Consider the following 16,757-nt stretch of genomic DNA (forward strand, 5'->3'; position numbering starts at 1 on the left):
CTCGGGTGCGGCCGGGCCGAAGCCGGTCCGTCACCCGAGGCCAGTGGTGATGCACTCCCACACGTCTGCCGGCCTGCTCAGCCCGGTACTCCCCGTCTCGCACGGAGCACGATGGCGCGAGGAGGCAGGCTGAACTGACTGCTCTCCGTTCAGCGGGTGAGCCAGAGCGTGGTACTGAGGGAGCCGGCGATGCCGCTGAGGAGGGCCAGCAGGCGATAGGGCAGACGCTGGGAGGCCCTGCAGCCGCGGGCAGCCGACGACACTGTCCCGCTCATCACGCCCGCTCCATCGGGCTGGGGGCTTTTCCGGTTACGGGGCGCCTGTTCTGTGGTCAACGCACCGAGGCTGAGTGTCCGCAAACCCGTTCAGCACTCCGGTCCCGCCCAGCCCTGTGGCCGTGTCGTCGCGGGGCGCTGGGCGGCCAATCAGTCAAAGCCACAACCACGGCATGAGCTCCTTTAGCCAACCCAGGCCCCTGGGTCTGCCGATCGTGCGAAGGACCGGAATCAACCCGCCAACAAGGTAAGGAGTACTTCAGTTGGCCACGTCTGTGATCTTCTGGCGGAACCGTCCGTTCCTTGTACGTGATCGGCAACAGACTTACGAGGCACACGTGTTGAGGGCGATTCCTGGTGCAGACTCTGCTCGCAATCGAGCGTCGAGAGTGGACGCGTACGGCCGATGACGGGGGAACACCATGAATGCTGCTGCCCGCAAGAACCGCAAGAACCGCAAGAGCCCCAGGGGCTGGAAGTCCTACGTCCTCGGGGCCGCGGCGGTCGCCGCGCTGCTCGCGTCCACGGCGTGCGAGCCGGGCGCGGCCGAGGGCTCGGATGACACCAAGCCCTCAGACCAGCCGAGCGCGACGAGTTCGGCGAAGTCGACTGAGACGGCTTCGGCGACGCCGGGTGGCGGTTCCGGCGAGACCGGCGGAAGCGACGACAGTGGCACCATCGCCGCCTGTACCGCAGAGCACCTCGCGGTCTCCGCCACCGTGGAGCCCGCGGAGGACAGCAAGGACACCAGGCATCTCCTCGTCACCGTCCAGAACACCGGCGACAAGAAGTGCGACGTCTACCACTATCCCTACATAGAGATCGGTGACGCCCAGGCCCCGACCCCCGTGATCGAGGACAGCGGGGACCCGGAGGAGCTTACGACCATCGCTCCGGGTGAGGAGGCGCACGCCGCTCTGCTCGTCGCCGGCGGCGCCAGGGATGAGTACGAGGCGAACAGCATCACCCTCACCCTCCACGGCAGCAAGCTCGGCAGCAAGGCGGGCGAGCCGATCGACGTCCCCATGCCCGTCGACACGTTGTACGCGGACGACGGTCAACTTGTCACCTACTGGACGACGGCCTCCGGCTATGCCCTGGACTTCATCATGTCGAAGTAACGGACATCGATCGGGACCACATCCGTGCGTGTCCCGTCTCGCTGAAGGCAAGGCAAGGCAAGGCAAGGCAAGGCAAGGCAAGGCAAGGCGGCGCCCCCTGACCTGGTCGCGACTGCCGGGGGCCCCGCCTCCACGACCGGCCTGGACCCGGCAAAACGGGTACCGGGCCGCAAAGGGGCACCGGCCGTGGACGTGCTGGGCCCGGTCATCGCCGTCACCGTCCTCGCCGCCAGCACGCACGACAACACCGCGGGCATCGCCCGCTGGACCCGGTCGCCGACCACACCGGCGGCACCGTCCGCAACGCGCTGGTCGACCAGGGCTTCAAGAACCAGGTCGCCGCCCACGCCACCCGCCTGGGCATCGACGTCGAGACCGTTGAACGCAACCCGCAGGACAAGGGATTCGCCCCGCAGCCGAAGCGGTGGAGGGTCGAGCAGACCTACGGGACCCTGATACTGCACCGGCGCCTGGTCCGCGTCTGCGAACATGGCCCGGCCTCCTCCGCCTCCGGCGTCTACTGGGCGATGACCCACACCATGACGGGTCTTCGATCTTGAGCGGTGCGCATGCTCAGGGCCTCTGACGTTTCGTTACGCTCAGTGAGGGCACTTGGTGGCTGCGGCCAGGGCCGCAGGCGCGCCGGGCCCCCGGGGCACTACACGGCTGCGGTCCCTCTCCGTGACTACGGGTGCAGCTTCTCGCCCTTCGCCAGCATCGCCACGTACTTCTCTATCCGGCGCGCCCGGGTCTCGGGCTTCTTGGCGTCTTGGACCCGGTACAGGATCGCGTAGCGGTTCTGCCGGTCCAGTGTCTCGAAGAACGTGGCCGCGGCCGGGTCGGCGGTCAGGGCCGCCGCGAGGTCGTCCGGCACCGTGGCGGTCTTCGCACCGTCGTAGGCCGCCTCCCAGCGGCCGTCCGCCTTGGCGCGGTCGACCTCGGCCTGCCCCGGCGGATGCATCCGGCCCTGCTCGATCAGAGCGGCCGCCTTGTCCCGGTTGACCTTGGACCACTTGCTGCGCGGCTTGCGCGGGGTGAACCGCTGGAGCCACCACTGGTCGTCGAACTTGGCCTTCTGGCCGTCGATCCAGCCGTAGCAGAGTGCCACGTCGAGCGCCTGGGCGTAGTCCAGCGCGACGATTCCGGGGCCCTTCTTGCGAAGCTTGAGCCAGATGCCGGACGAGACGGCGTGGTTCTCGCCGAGCCATGCCTGGAATGCCTCGGCGGATTCGAATGCGACGATCTCCAAGTCCTGAGTCACCCCAGCAGCGAACCACACCCGGCCGATTGTCGTGACGGATTCGGGCACGGCCCCGGATGCAGGATGCCCGTGGACCTGCGTGATCATCCCTGTTCTCAACGCAGAACGATCATGCAGGAGCCACGGGCTTGCTCAAACGACGTTGCTGCTCGACCTCGACGGGGTGTCCGTCGCGCGGGTTGAGCGGCTGGCCGACGGAAGGCGCCGAGTTCACCTGGTCACGGCCGACGAGACAGCCAGGGCCTGCCCGGCCTGCGGGGTGTTCGCCACCCGGGTGAAGGGCTCGGCGGAGACCCGCCCGCGCGATCTCCCTTACGGCGAGAGCGGATTGGAGTTCCGCTGGCACAAGCGCCGCTGGTGGTGCCGCGAGGCCGGCTGCCCTCGCCGGTCCTTCACCGAGCAGATCCCGCAGATCCCGGCCGGTGCCATGCTGACCGCCCGGCTGCGGGATACGGCCGGGCGCCGCATACGCGATGCCGGCTCCACGGTCATCCAGGCCGCACGGGATCTGCATCTGTCCTGGCCGGCCGTGATGGAAGCCTTCCGCACGCAGGCCCGCGACGTCACCGAGGCACCACTGCCGCAGGTCACAGTCCTGGGCATCGACGAGACCCGCCGCGGACGGCCCCGCTGGGAACAGGATGCGGATACCGGCAAGTGGCGTCTGACCCGGGACCGGTGGCACACCGGCTTCGTCGACGCCCTCGGTCACGGCGGGCTGCTCGGACAGGTCGAGGGCCGCCCCGTCGCCGACGTCCTGGCCTGGCTCGCCACCACCGACCTGGACTGGAGAAGGGGCATCGGCTACGTCGCCATCGACATGTCGGCCACCTACCGCGCCGTGATCCGTATCGGCCTGCCGCACGCCACCGTCGTGGTCGACCACTTCCACATGGTCCAGCTCGCCAACAAGATGCTGTCCATCGTCAGGCGCCGCACCACCGCCTAGACCCGCGGCCGGCGCGGACGGGCGAGCGACCCGGAGTGGAAGGCCAGACGGCGGCTTCTGCGCAACCGTGAGGACCTCACCGACGACCAGTCTGCTGGACGTGCCTCGGCAGTCGCGCTCGGTTGGACTGCCTGGCCGATGTGGGCCTGTTGCGGGCCGAGCCGGCCGTGTTCGGGTCGGCGGCCTCCGCCCGTCGATCTCCCGGGTGATCAGCAAGGTGGCGTGGGCGCGGGCAGCGGGTCCTGGCCGCGCTGCGCATCGCCCGCGCCGAAGTGCGCGAAGGTGTCTGGCGGTTGGCCGGTGAAGCGGCGCCGGACGCGGGTGGGCATGTGATCGCGGACCTGGATGGCGTCCTCGTCCTGGCGCACGCCGAGAAGCAGGACGCCGCCGCGACCTGGAAGAAGACCTTTGGGCACGATCCGCTGATGGGGTTCGTCGACCACGGCCGCGGTGGGTTCGGCGAACCCGTCGTGGCCTGTTGCTGTCTGCGAACGCGGATGTCGATCGCGTAGCCGATGCGCGTACTCGGTGCGCTGCGGGCTCGAAGCCGCCACGGGCACCCGGAAGTGCCTCGTCCACGGGAACAAGGACATCAGCACTCCCTGTTCCCGCCGACAAGAGGCACTCTCTCTGCGCCGGGGGCAAAGGTCAACGGTCGCCCTACATGAAAGCCGGGGTCAGTTGTAGACGTTGAATTCTGCGACTGACCACCAGCTACGCGCAACGTTGCCGGTGTTGACGACCTTGATGTAGCGAGCTGTCTGCGTGGGGAAGGAAATCAGGTGGACTCGTTGGCCGTCCGCTACGGAAGAAACCTTGGTCCAGTCGGTTCCATCCGTGGATACGTATACGTCTGCGCTCCGCGCGTAGTCGCTGACACTGCCGCCGACATCCAACACAATCTTGTCGAAGGTCTGCGTTTGCCCCATGTCCACCTGGATCCAGAGGCCGTCGTACTGCCCTGTTCCGGAGCTGTACCGAGTGTCGGAATTGCCATCGATCATGTTTCCGGGCGCATCCCACTGACTTGCGTCCGAAGCCTTTGCGGTCCAGCTCGTCCGGGGCAGCGCAGGACCTAGATCGATGACGTCGAACGAAGATCCACCTGCATCCACTCCGCTGGTTCCCTTCACGGAAACCGTGACCTTCCCCGCCGGAAGTCCCTTCGGAACGTAGGCGCTGATGCTGGTGTCCGACCAGGTGTCTATTTCGGCATAGCTCGATCCGAAATACACCGTACCCAGCCCCTGCGCATCGCCGAAACCAGAACCGCGAATTGTGAACCTGGAGCGCGGCATGCCTCGTTCAGGCTTCAAATCGCTGAACGTCGGCGATGGGAAGCTCGACAGCTTCTTGGTGGTGAACATCGCCGAGGTGCCGCCCGGCAGCGTATAGGTGTACGAGCCGTCGGTGGATATCTTGAAAATCTTACTGTCGGTGGTCCCGTTGAATACTACGGTTACCTGCGACCCTTCCTTGCTGGTCCAGGTCTTCAGCTGGAGGCCGTTCGATACCGCTGCCGGAGCTGTGATCGAGCCGGTTCCACGCGCAGACCCGTACACCTCGATGTCGCCGATGGCCCACCAGAAACCGGATGCCGCGGTACTGACGATGCGAATGTACTGTGCCGTTCGGCTCGGCAACGTGACGGCTATCTTGCCGATGCCCCCGCTGCCGCTCGCAATCGCGCTGCCCCAGTCGACTCCGTCGTTCGAAACGTATATCTGGTACCTGGTGACGTAGTCGAACGAATTGTTCACGCCGGTGTCGAGGACGATTTTGTCGAAGCTCGTGGGGTTCCCCAGGTCGATCTGGAACCAGTCGCCGCTCGTCGGCCCGTGCCCGAGACTCCACCTGGTGTTGATGTCGCCGTCGATCGCGTTCGCGGCCACCCCCCAGTCCGGCTGCGCGGAAGCCGTGGCGGTCCATTTGCTGCGGCTCAGTGCACTTCCCGTCGTCTGGATGGAAGCTCCGGTCGGAAGGGAGTACGTGACCAGCTTGTTTCCGGTACGGATGGAGTTCTGGTGGGGCAGCAGTGCCGGGTCGTACGTGACGGTGACCGGACCGGATGCCGACGTGAACGTGAAGTCGTGTGTCGGGTCCGAGACCTTGGTCGCTGCGGGGGTACGCCCGCTCTGTGCAGGCCCGGCATACGTGAAGGTGACGGCGTCGCCGGCGTTCAGGGTGTAGTCGAACGAGTGCGTCCCGTCCGCGACGCTGAAGGTTTTCGCTGCGCTTCCCGAGTTGTGCGCGATGAGGACCTTCGATCCGTCCGGGTTCTGGAACGCGACGTTCTCTATGCTGCCTTCCCCGAAGGTGTTCGAGTAGATCCGGCGTGCTCCGGGCGTGACGAACCTGCTGGCGTGAGCGAGGGCGTAGTAGTCCACGTTGTAGGACACCCGCCCGTCGGCCGGATCGATCGTGAGCAAGCCCCGAAGCATGGGTATACCGGCCGTGTCGCTGTTGAGCGGGCCCCGATCGGGGTCGAGTGCGATGTTCCACAGCATCACCCCGTTCGCCCAGTTGCGCGTTCCGTTGATGATCCACGTTCCCAGTGCTTCACTGAACGCCGTCTGGTCGCTGTCCTGCCAAACGCCTCCGGTGGCTTCCGTGATGAACGTTTCCTTGCTCGGGTAGTCGTTGTGGACCAGCGTCTGGTAGTTCGGGTTTCCGCTGTAGATGTGCCACCCGGTTCCCGCGGTGTACTTGGAGGCTGCGGGGTCGCTGAAGATCGTCTCCGGATACGAGGGCACGTCCCAGTTGTGGTCCCAAGCCAGGATCTTCGTGGAGATTCCGTTGGCTTCGAACGCCTTGCCGATCTCCTGGATCAACTCGGCTTCCTGGTAGGCGGACAGGAACATTCCGGGCCAGGTGGGAGTACCCATGGGTTCGTTCTGCGGGGAAATGTAGGAGATGGGCACGCCGGCTTCGCCATAGGCTTGTATGAACTTGACGAAGTAGGTGGCCAGCGCGGAGGTGTAGTCGCTCTTGAGGGTGCCTCCGATCATGGAGTCGGAGGTCTTCATCCAGCCTGGCGGGCTCCACGGGTTGGCCATGATCTTGATGGACGGGTTGAGTGAGAGGGCCTGCCGCAAGGCCGGAATGATGTACGGCACGTCATGCTGGACGGAGAAGTTGGACAGCGTGGGGTCCGTTTGTCCCGCGGGCATGTCGTTGTAGGAGTAGTTCCCGGACGCGTTGAAATCCGTGGCGCCCATCGGAGAGCGGAGCAGGCTGAGGCCGATTCCCTTCGAGGGATCGAACAGCTTGTTCATCAGCTTGGTCCGCTCGGCAATGGACAGCTTGTCGATGAGCCAGGCGGAGGAGTCGGTCATGGCCGCGCCGAAGCCTTGGACCTTTTGGTACTTGACGCTGTCGTCGATCTTGATCGTGAGCGGGTTGGCCGTTCTCTTCGCCTCGAACAGCACATCGTCCTGGCCGGCGACCCACTTGTCGGCCGATACGTCCGTCAGCCACACACGGACGGAATTGTCACGTGAGGCTTGCTTCAGCTGCGGGGCGGCGATGGCGTTCCCGGAAACCTGGGTCCAGGCGGCAGCGACACCAACGGCGGTGGCCAGGAACTGGCGTCGTCCGAGACCGTATGACCTCATGGAAGATCCTCCTTCGGACCTGCTTGGTCAGTACTTGGGAGAGGGGGTGGGACACATTGCTGAGGTGGGGGATCGACCGGTTGGAGTCGGTTCTACGGCGACGTCGGCGCCGGCTCTGCGGCGCTGGTGCTCGGCTCCTTGATCACGAGCGGGTGCAGCTCCCACGCGTCGACCGCGAAGCCGAGGCGCGTCCCCGGTGCGCTGCGGGCCTCAAGTCGCCACGGGCCTTGCCCTGTGGGGTAGAAGCGCAGGGTGAGCACCTGGCCGGTGGTGGTCAGGAAGATTTCGGCGATGGAGTGGTCGACGACCACGCGCAGCTCGACCGGCTGACCAGTGGGGCAGGGCATCCGGTAGGAGCCGCCGCGGGCCCGGGGGTCCAGTGAGGCGTGGTCACGGTCGACGACCAGTTCGCCCGCATCGGTATCGACGCGGATGTCGAGGTGCTCGGAGCCGTCCGGGGTGGTGAGCAGCCGCAGACCGGCGTTTCCGGTCGGCTCCAGACGGGCCGTCAGGTCGAAGGCTCGGCCCACGCTGCCGAGGTCCACCGGCTGCGAGCCGTGCGTCGCGCCTGCGGCGTGGATGGTGTGTTCGCCGCGCAGGGCGAGCAGCTCGGTGGCGGGCTGCTGGCGCAGTGTGCCGTCGCCGTCGACATGGATCTCGCGGGGCAGGGTGAGGACCCCGGCCCATCCGTCCGCGACGGCCCAGGCTTCGTCGCGGGCTTCCCACGACCAGCCCCACAGCAGCCACCGGTCGCCCGGTGCCCGCAGCAGGGCGGGGGCGTAGCAGTCGGGGCCGTGGTCGACGGGCACCGCTGAGCCCGCCTTGAAGTGGCCGTCATGCTCTTCGCCGATCAGGGCCGCGACGCTCTGCGGACCGGTGGGTTCGGTCCAGGTACTGAAGAGGAGGGCGCCGCGTCCGTCGGCTGCCGGGAGGTATTGGGGGCATTCCCAGCCCTCGCCGGTGAGCAGGTCGGTGCCGCTGATCGGCTCCTTCTCGCGGGCCGCGAAGGGCCCCCGGTAGGTCCAGGTCTCCAGGTCGGGTGAGTCGTAGAGCAGGGCGGCGGCGCGGCCGTCCGCGAGGGCGGCGCCGACCAGCATCCGCCAGCCGTCGCCGTCCTGCCAGACGTACGGGTCGCGGTACATGGTGCAGCCCTCGGACAGCTCGGGGATGACCAGTTCACCGCTCGGGCTGAACGTCCGGCCGCTGTCTCGGGAGACGGCGCGGGTGACCGGCTGGTGCTGGAACGAGCGGTCCTCGCGGTGCGCGGAGTAGAAGGCGACCAGCCGTTCGCCGTCGGAGACGGCGTTACCGGAGAAGCAGCCGTCGGCGTCCAGGCCACCGGGGGTCGGGGACAGGGCGATCGGCAGCGGCTCCCAGGTCAGCAGGTCGGGGCTGCGGAAGTGGCCCCAGTGCATGTTGGCGTGGTTCGCTCCGTGCGGGTTGTACTGGTAGCACACGTGGTAGTGGCCGTCGTGGAAGACCAGCCCGTTGGGGTCGTTGATCCAGTTGCGGGGCGGGCGCAGGTGCGCGACGGGGAAGTGCGGATCGCGGGGTGGGGTGGACACACGCGTGCCTTTCGGTATGACAGGGGACCGCCCCGCCGGCCCTCTGGTTGGCGGGGCGGCGGGCCGACGGGGCGGTGGTCTTCAAGCCTGTGTGCGGCCTTCAGGTCCGGATGCGGAATTCCACGCTCAGCTGCTGCTCCCGCCGTGAGCTGGGGCCGACGCGGAGTGCGAACTCGCCTGGTTCGACCACGCGGCGGTTGTCGGCTGTGACGAGAGAGCACTGGGAGGCAGGGATGCTGATGCGGACGTCCAGGCTTTCGCCGGGAGGTATCTCAACCTGGGTGAAACCCTTCAGCTCCTGCTCGGCCCAGGTGACGCTGGTGGTCAGGTCGCTGACGTACGCCTGGACCGTTTCCACGGCCCTGCGGCTGCCGCTGTTGGTGAGCCGCACCGTGGCGTCGACGGTGCCGTCGGCGGGGACCTCCGGGTCGTGCACGACCAAGTCGGAGTAGGTGACCGTGGTGTAGGTGAGGCCCTCGCCGAACGCGAACAGGGGGTCCTGTGTGAGATCCGCATAGCGGCTCCCGTGCTGGCCTCGCACCTGGTTGTAGAAGACCGGTTGCTGTCCGACGTGACGTGCGAAGGAGACCGGGAGCCGGCCACTGGGATCGACGAGTCCGAGAAGCAGTTCGGCGACGGCGCGGCCGCCGCGCATGCCCGGGTTGAACGCCTCGATGAGGGCTGCCGCGTTCAGTGCCGACTCCGGGAGGGTGCTCGGCTTGGACTGGGCCAGTACGACGATCATCGGTGTGCCGGTGGCGGCGACCGCGTCCAGCAGCGCGATCTGGCCTCCCTGGAGGTCGAGCGTGGCCGTGGAGCGCACCTCGCCGGTGAGGGCGATGGTGTCTCCCACGACCACGACGGCGTAGTCGGCGGCCTCCGCGGCGGCGGTGGCCTCCCGAAGCTGTGCCTGGTCGACCGGGGCTGGGGTGAAAACGGCCGGCTGCGGTTGGCCGTCGGGCCCCAGGGACCACTCGGAGTTGGATGCGGGGCTTTCGATGTCGGCTCCGCGGGCGTACGTGATGGCCCAGTCGGCCGGTGCGACGGCGCGAAGGCCGTCGAGCACCGTCTCCACCGACTCGCGTGGATGTCCCTCGGGCATCCACGGGACCTGGCCGGAGGCGCCCGCCCAGTCGCCGAGCATGGCTTGCGTGCTGTCGGCGTTGGGGCCGATGACCGCGATCGTCCGCGGCCTGTCCCGGCTCACGGCGCGCCCCGTTCCGTCCGAGGTCAGCCCGCCCTCGAGGGGCAGGATCCCCTCGTTGCGCAGCAACACCAGGGAGCGACGGGCGGTCTCCAGGTTGAGGTCCGCGTGTGAGCGGCAGCCGATCACCTGCGCCTGCCGCTCGGGGTCGGGGGCGCGGGGGTTCTCGAACAGTCCGAGCTCGAACTTCAGCCGCAGAACCCGCCGTACCGCGTCATCGATCTGCTTCTCTTCCATCAGGCCGCGGGCGACCGCCTCCTGGGCGCCCTCGAAGAACTGCGGTGTGGCCATGATGAGGTCGTTCCCGGAGTTGACGGCGACCGCCGCCGCCTCGGCGTAGTCGGCGCAGGTCCGCTGGTCGTAGACCATCCGGCCGACGTTGTCCCAGTCGGTCACCAGCGTCCCGGTGAAGCCCCACTCGCCCTTGAGCACGTCGTTGATCAGCCACTGATGCGCGGTGATGGGCACCCCGTCGATGGACTGGTAGCCGAGCATGAAGCCGCGGCAGCCGGCCCGTACCGCCTGCTCGAAGGGGGGCAGGAACCACGAGCGCAGCTTGCGGGGGCTGAGATCGGCTTCGCTGGCGTCGCGCCCGCCCAGGGTTTCGGAGTAGCCCGCGAAGTGCTTTGCGTACGCCAGCACGGCTGTCGGGTCGCTGAGGCCGTCGCCCTGGTAGCCGCGTACCATCGCCGCCCCGAGTTCACCGATCAGGAACGGGTCCTCGCCGAACGTCTCGTTGATCCGGCCCCAGCGCAGGTCCCGGGTGATGCACAGGACCGGGGAGAACGTCCCGTGGATTCCGGTCGCCGCGATTTCGGTCGCGGCCGCTCGGGCGACTCGGTGGAGCAGGGAGGGGTCCCAGGTGCAGGCCATGGCCAGCTGGGTCGGGAAGATGGTCGCCCCCGGCCAGAACGAGTGGCCGTGGATGCCGTCGTCGGCTGTCAGCAGCGGTATGCCGAGCCGTGTCCGCCGGGCCAGTTCCATGGCCTGCGGCATGAGGTCGGGAGACACATGCAGGACTGCCCCGGCCAGCTTGGCCGACACGATGTCCGCCAGGTCCCCGTGTTGTGCGTCGAGCATCAGCAGCTGCCCGACCTTCTCCGGCAGGGTCATCCGGGACAGCAAGTCGTCGGTTCTCGCTTCCACGGACGCTTCCGGATCCAGGTACGCGGCAGAGTGGACCGGCTGTCCCACGGTGTTCTCCAAGAGATGAGTCGTCACAGATCAGAGAGTTGATGGGCGACGGTGAGTGCTTCGTCGCGCGAACCTTGCCGCCCGACGCGGCGGGGCTCGCGTGCCGTCCGTCCGCCGTCCCGGGCGGGACCGGTACGGCATGGGACGGCGGGGCGGGAACCGGGGTGTCACTTCAGGCCGGTAGTGGCGATGCCCGCCACGAACTGTCGCTGGAAGAGCAGGAAGACGATCATCACCGGCAGCAGGACGACCATGGCACCGGCGAGCAGGATGCCGAAGCGGGTGAAGGACTGTCCGCTGCTGGCCAGGGCGAGGCCGACGGGGAGGGTGTACTGGCTCTCGTTCTGGGCGACGACCAGGGGCCACAGGAAGTTGTTCCAGGAGCCGAGGAAGGTGATGATCCCGAGGGTGGCGAGGGCGGGCTTGGTCAGCGGAAGGATGATCTTCGCGAAGATGGCCAGTTCGCGGCAGCCGTCGACGCGGGCGGCGTCGATCAGTTCGTCAGGCAGGGTGGAGATGAACTGCCGCATCAGGAACACCCCGAAGGGCGTGGCCAGGAACGGCAGGATCAGCCCGAGCAGGGAGCCGGTCAGCTGCATGTTGGCCACCAGCACGTACAGCGGTACGAAGGTGACCAGGCCGGGGATCATGAGGGTCCCCATGACCAGCAGGAAGACGGCGCGCTGTCCGCGGAACTCCAGTTTGGCCAGGGCGTATCCGAGCATCGAGCAGAAGATCAGGTTGCCCGCGGTCACGGCGAGGGCCACGATCACGGAGTTGGCGAACATGCTCGTGAAGTCGAGCGTGCTGAACAGCTCGCCGTAGTTGGCGGTCGTGGGCGCCGTGGGTATCAGGACGGGTGGGACCCTGCGGATGTCGGCCTCGGGCTTGAACGACCCGGACAGCATCCACAGGAACGGCGCGATCATCAGCAGCAGGGCGCCGGCGAGCGGTATGTACAGCCAGGGCTGACCCCAGTTCTGGCGGATGCGGCGGCGCCTCAGGGCGCGGTTCGTGCCCGGTTGTGGCGTTCGGAGAGTAGAGAGGGTGCTCATGAGGCATCAGTCCTTGTCTCGCAGCACGCGGAACTGCAGCACGGTCAGCGCGACGATGAGGACGAAGATGACGTAGCCGGCGGCCGACGCCATCTCGTAGTTGCCGTTGCCGAACTGTTTGTAGGCGTACAACGTCGCCGACAGGGTGGAGTCCAGGGGTCCGCCATCGGTCATCACGAACGGCTCGTCGAAGAACTGCAGATAGCCGATGCCGGTGGTCACGGCGGTCAGCAGCAGGGCCGGCCGCAGGAGCGGGAAGGTGACCCGCCAGAACCGCTGCCAGGGCCCGGCCCCGTCGAGTTCGGCCGCTTCCATCAGGGACTGGGGCACGGACTGCAGACCCGCCAGCATGATGATCATGACCGTGCCGAGGTTGCGCCATATCGCCATCACGATCATGACGGGCAGGGCGAAGCGGGTGTCCGCCAGCCAGGCCGGACCGTCGATCCCGAACCAGCCCAGGACGAGGTTCGCCAGTCCCGCGCGAGGTTCCAGGAGCGTCTTCCACACCACGGCGACGGCCACGATGCTGGTGATCACCGGCAGGTAGAAGCCGACCCGGAAGACGGCCCGGAAGCGGCGGATGCCCCGGTCGAGGGCAACCGCCGCCGCGAGCCCGGCGGCCAGGGTCAGGGGCAGGGCCACCAGGACGAACACGGCCGTGTTGCGCAGGGCCGTGAAAAACTGCGGGTCCTCAAAGAGGCGTACGTAGTTGTCGAAGCCGACGAACGACACGTTCAGCGGTGTGCGCAGGTCCGCGCTCTTGGTGTCGGTCAGGCCCATCAGCAGTGACCACACCACCGGCAGCAGCATGAAGGCCAAGAACAGCGCGAGGAACGGGCCGGCGAGGACCCAGGCGGCCCGGGCCTGCCTGCCGCGCGCCGTGCTCCGGAGCCCGGAGTGCCGGCGATCGGCACTCCGTTCCGACCCTGCGGTGCCCTGCTCGTGGGTGCCGCCCCGCTCGGGGAGCGTTTTCGTGGACATGGATGTCATCCGTCCGTGCGAGGGTTGTCCATACGAGGGGTACTCACGCGGCGGCGCTCAGCGGCCGGTGCCGATGCTGGTGGCCTTGGACTGCAGCGTCTTCTGCACCTCGGCGACGGTGGCCTTGCCGAGGGTCAGCTTCTCCAGTTCGGAGTCGATGGTGTCGGCGATCTGCTGCCAGGTCGTGATGGCGGGCGGCGCCTTGCTGACCTCGAGCTGCTCGGCGAACGCCTTCAAGTTCTCGTCCTCGGTCAGCTTCCCCTCCGTCCACGCCTGGGGCGAAGGAGGCAGGCTGCCGGTGGCCTTGGAATAGGTCGCGAGGTTGGCGGGCTCCGTCAGGAACTGGGCGAACTTCCATGCCGCGTCGGGGTTCTTGGCCTCGTTGAACACCGCCAGGTCGCTGCCGCCGGCGAACCCGGCGGGCTGCTTGGTGTACGGCATCGGCATGGTCTTCCACTTGCCGTCCAGCTCCGGGGCGTCCTTGTGGAGGCTGCCGCCGGCCCACGCACCCTCCTGGTAGACCGCGATCAGCCCGTCGCGGAAGCCCTGCACGTTGTCCGACCTGTCGGTCGGCGCCAGGCCCTGCTTGGGGACGCTCGCGTAGTCCTCCAGCGCCTTGGCGACCTCGGGCGAGTCGAAGGTGAACTTCCCGGTCTTGGCGTCGTAGATGTCACCGCCCTGCTGCCAGACCATCGGCACCCAGAAAATCCAGGAGTTGAAGCCCATCACCAGCCCGCCGGCATGGCGCAGCTTGGGGTTCTCCTTGCCGGCGGTGGCCTGGATGGCCTTGAGGTCCTTCAGGTACCCGGCCCGGTCGCTAGCCAGGGCGCCCTTGATACCGGCCTTCTTGGTGATGTCGGTCCGGTAGAAGACCGCTTGGGTGTCGGCGATGAACGGGACGCCGTAGGAGGTGTTCTTGTACTTGGTGGTGTCCCACTGGCCGGGGTAGAAGTCCGAGGACTTGATCGACGTCGGGGTGGCCTGGAAGCCCTTCAAGGCTGCCATCTCGGCCATCCAGGTGCTGCCGACCAGGGACATGTCCGGTGTGTTGCCGCCCGCTATCGCGGTGGTCAGCTTGTCGTGGGCACCGTCCCACGGGACCGCGGTGATCTTGACGTCTGCGTCCGGGTTCTCCTGCTCGAACTTCTTGGCCAGTTCCTTCAGGTCTTCGTCGGGGTCGCCCATGGACCACATGACCACCGTCCCCTTGGCCTTACCCGCGGCTATCTCGGCGGGTGCGTCGTTGCCGGGGCCGGAGTCCTCGCTCCGGCCACAGCCGGTGGCCACCAGGGCTGCCGTGACGGTGACGCACAGGATCTGGACGGTTCTGACGGTGTGACGGGTGGTGATACGCATGATGCGGCTCCTTGCCGTTGGGCGATACAGGCGCGGGGGGCTAAGGGTGAGAGCGGGCGGACGCCCGGATGGGCCGGCGCACGGGTGGGGACCGTCTGCGGTGACAGCGGCATCGGCGGTCAGCCGCAGGGCGCGGCTGGAGCATCCGACGCGGAGTGGGTAGGGCCGGGCAGGGTGGGCCAGGCGCGCCGTTCGGTGTCCCGGATCGGGAACGCGCGAGCGGAAGGGTGCATGTGGGCGGTGCCGCATGAACGCGTGTGCAGCCGCCATGGTTGCGAGGAAGGCGAGGCCGAAGTGGGTCGCCGAGGTTTCAAGGAGATGAGGGGCGGTGCGTCACCGGCGACGCACCGCCCGGCTGCGAGGCGCCATCACGTACGCACCGCGATGACGTCGCGTCAGTTCGAGCTCGGCTCCAATGTCGAACCGCGGATCACGAGGCTGGTGGGAATGATGCGCGAGGGGGCGGCCTCGGGCGATCTGCGCACGTGGTCGAGCAGCAGACGCGCCGCTGCCTCACCCATCTCCCGCATCGGCTGGCGGACGGTGGTCAAGGCCGGATAGGTGTACGACGCCACCTCGACGTCATCGAACCCCACCACGGCGACATCCCGCGGAATCTTGAGGCCGGCCTCGTGCAAGGCCGCGAGCACGCCGGCCGCCGAGGGGTCGTTGTGCCCGAAGACCGCGTCGAACTCCACGCCGTCCGCGAGAGCTTGCGCCACCGCGCTCCGGCTGCTGTCGAACAAGAAGTCGCCGCAGATGATGCTGCGCGGGTCGAGCTCGATCCCGGCCTGCGCATAGACGTCGACGAAGCCGCCCAACCGTTCCCGGGTGCAGCCGTACTCTTCTGGACCGGTCACCACCAGAGGGCGACGGCGACCGAGGTCCAGCAGGTGGCGCGCCGCCTGCTCACCGCCCTCCCGGTTGGTGGTGGCCACGTAGGGGAATCCCGGCCGCTGGAAGCGGTCGTCTATCAGTACCACCGGCAGTCCGGCCTCGTGCAGTTCCGTGATGGATCCCAGGGCCCCCTCGGGCTCTATCACCAGCAGACCGTCGAACGACTTGGCAGCGACCTGCAGGCCCAGCCTGCGCAGTGACTCCTCACCGCGGTTCCAGGTCAGCATCCGCAGCCCGAAGCCCTCGGCCTCCAGCGTCTCGACGACCGCCTGCACGATGCCGGCCCAGGCCCAGGCCAAGTCAGGGACCAGCATGCCGATCATCTGTGTCGTGCCGCGTGCCAGCCCCACTGCCCCGGCGCTCGGCACATAGCCGAGCTCCGAGATCGCCTTGCGGACCTTCGCGACGGTGTTCTCGTGGATCTCGCCTTTGCCGTTCAGCACCCGCGAGACCGTCGTCTTGCTGACGCCGGCCCGCGTGGCCACGTCGGCGATAGTGACTCCCATGTCACCTCCCCTCCCTTCCTGCAGAGGCGGAAGACTTTCCTCCCGCACCGAAGGGCCGATCGTACAGAGACCCGTGTAACCGGTACCGGAAGCAGTCCCGGAACCGGTTTCGGTACCGGTTCCGGAAGTGAAGCACCGAGAGGCCCCACCGGTCAACACCCCGGAAACAACTCGTTGACGCAGCCGGTCTCGGTCTCGCACGATGCCGCGGAAGCCTGCCGGCTGCCACCCAAGCCACCGCTCTGACCTGCGCGGTTGCCGACCCCAACCCGCCATGGCCGAGCTCATCGGCGCGGCTGCCGGCCGCCGACGACGCCCGACGGACCGCAGACCCGTCCCGGAGCAATCGCGCCCGCACCGTTGACGCGCTGGCCGGATTGCCCTTCATAATCGGGCACTCGCTGTCATCGATGACATACGTCGTCGTTGACACCCCAGTCGGCTGCGTGGACGTCGACGCCGCTGGGATGTCACTTTTCGGTCCGTCCGCGCCGGGGCCGCAGTCAGTGCTGCGCCGACGAGCCGCGGGACTAGGAGACACCATGAGCTCTGCACGCGTATCCCGGCATGCCCGCATACGGATGATGGCGGCGGTGGCGACCGTCTGCGCCCTGTCCGCAGCCCCGCTCGCCCCCCAGGCCGTAGCCGCCGACACCCTGCCGTACTCCGAGACCTATCGGCCCCAGTTCCACTTCACGCCGGAGAAGAACTGGATGAACGACCCCAACGGCCTCGTCTACTACAAGGGCGAGTACCACCTCTTCTACCAGTACAAC

The 16,757-nt window shown here is 67.6% G+C and carries 12 protein-coding genes and 2 pseudogenes; 5 read left to right on the forward strand and 9 right to left on the reverse strand.

What is annotated here, in order from left to right; translation table 11 throughout:
- Positions 1 to 149: 149 nt before the first annotated feature.
- A complete protein-coding gene (locus ADK57_RS52130; RefSeq protein WP_267890802.1) occupies positions 150 to 275 on the reverse strand; it encodes a hypothetical protein in 126 nt (41 codons plus the stop codon).
- Positions 276 to 697: 422 nt separating this feature from the next.
- Here ADK57_RS52130 and ADK57_RS40570 point away from each other — a divergent pair, with 422 nt between their 5' ends.
- Positions 698 to 1,396, forward strand: coding sequence for a DUF4232 domain-containing protein (locus tag ADK57_RS40570; RefSeq protein ID WP_078973606.1), 699 nt, complete (start codon positions 698 to 700; stop codon positions 1,394 to 1,396).
- Positions 1,397 to 1,510: 114 nt separating this feature from the next.
- Positions 1,511 to 1,956 (forward strand): annotated as a pseudogene (locus ADK57_RS52330) (transposase); the annotation flags it as partial.
- Positions 1,957 to 2,081: 125 nt separating this feature from the next.
- Here ADK57_RS52330 and ADK57_RS40580 read toward each other — a convergent pair.
- Positions 2,082 to 2,675, reverse strand: a complete 594-nt coding sequence (locus ADK57_RS40580) for a YdeI/OmpD-associated family protein (protein ID WP_053754761.1) — start codon at positions 2,673 to 2,675, stop codon at positions 2,082 to 2,084.
- A gap of 124 nt (positions 2,676 to 2,799) precedes the next feature.
- Between ADK57_RS40580 and ADK57_RS40585 the strand changes: the two genes are divergently transcribed.
- Together ADK57_RS40585 and ADK57_RS51785 are read left to right on the forward strand one after the other, a co-directional pair.
- On the forward strand, positions 2,800 to 3,606 hold the full coding sequence (locus tag ADK57_RS40585; protein WP_053754749.1) for a transposase: 807 nt from the start codon (positions 2,800 to 2,802) through the stop codon (positions 3,604 to 3,606).
- 102 nt (positions 3,607 to 3,708) lie between these two features.
- A pseudogene (locus ADK57_RS51785) lies at positions 3,709 to 4,082 on the forward strand (transposase); the annotation flags it as partial.
- A gap of 201 nt (positions 4,083 to 4,283) precedes the next feature.
- Here the strand turns inward: ADK57_RS51785 and ADK57_RS40595 are convergent.
- The 7 genes from ADK57_RS40595 to ADK57_RS40625 all read right to left on the reverse strand — a co-directional run bounded on the left by ADK57_RS40595 (position 4,284) and on the right by ADK57_RS40625 (position 15,981).
- The gene (locus ADK57_RS40595; RefSeq protein ID WP_053754751.1) at positions 4,284 to 7,220 is read right to left on the reverse strand and encodes a discoidin domain-containing protein; all 2,937 of its coding nucleotides are present in this window, start codon (positions 7,218 to 7,220) and stop codon (positions 4,284 to 4,286) included.
- A gap of 92 nt (positions 7,221 to 7,312) precedes the next feature.
- Positions 7,313 to 8,785, reverse strand: coding sequence for a glycoside hydrolase family 32 protein (locus tag ADK57_RS40600; RefSeq protein WP_053754752.1), 1,473 nt, complete (start codon positions 8,783 to 8,785; stop codon positions 7,313 to 7,315).
- A gap of 100 nt (positions 8,786 to 8,885) precedes the next feature.
- The gene (locus ADK57_RS40605; protein ID WP_053754762.1) at positions 8,886 to 11,183 is read right to left on the reverse strand and encodes a glycoside hydrolase family 3 N-terminal domain-containing protein; all 2,298 of its coding nucleotides are present in this window, start codon (positions 11,181 to 11,183) and stop codon (positions 8,886 to 8,888) included.
- 167 nt (positions 11,184 to 11,350) lie between these two features.
- Complete coding sequence (locus ADK57_RS40610; RefSeq protein WP_037667824.1) at positions 11,351 to 12,238, reverse strand: carbohydrate ABC transporter permease; 888 nt, start codon at positions 12,236 to 12,238, stop codon at positions 11,351 to 11,353.
- A gap of 6 nt (positions 12,239 to 12,244) precedes the next feature.
- Positions 12,245 to 13,231, reverse strand: a complete 987-nt coding sequence (locus ADK57_RS40615) for a carbohydrate ABC transporter permease (protein ID WP_053754753.1) — start codon at positions 13,229 to 13,231, stop codon at positions 12,245 to 12,247.
- Between the two features lie 48 nt (positions 13,232 to 13,279).
- Positions 13,280 to 14,578, reverse strand: coding sequence for an extracellular solute-binding protein (locus tag ADK57_RS40620; RefSeq protein ID WP_053754754.1), 1,299 nt, complete (start codon positions 14,576 to 14,578; stop codon positions 13,280 to 13,282).
- A 395-nt stretch (positions 14,579 to 14,973) separates the two neighbouring features.
- Positions 14,974 to 15,981 (reverse strand): LacI family DNA-binding transcriptional regulator, encoded by a 1,008-nt coding sequence (locus ADK57_RS40625; protein WP_053754755.1) that lies wholly within the window; start codon positions 15,979 to 15,981, stop codon positions 14,974 to 14,976.
- Between the two features lie 542 nt (positions 15,982 to 16,523).
- Here ADK57_RS40625 and ADK57_RS40630 point away from each other — a divergent pair.
- The coding region (locus tag ADK57_RS40630; protein WP_199830789.1) for a hypothetical protein at positions 16,524 to 16,757 on the forward strand (234 nt) is incomplete at its 3' end.

It is taken from the genome of Streptomyces sp. MMG1533 (assembly GCF_001279775.1).
GTDB lineage: Bacteria > Actinomycetota > Actinomycetes > Streptomycetales > Streptomycetaceae > Streptomyces.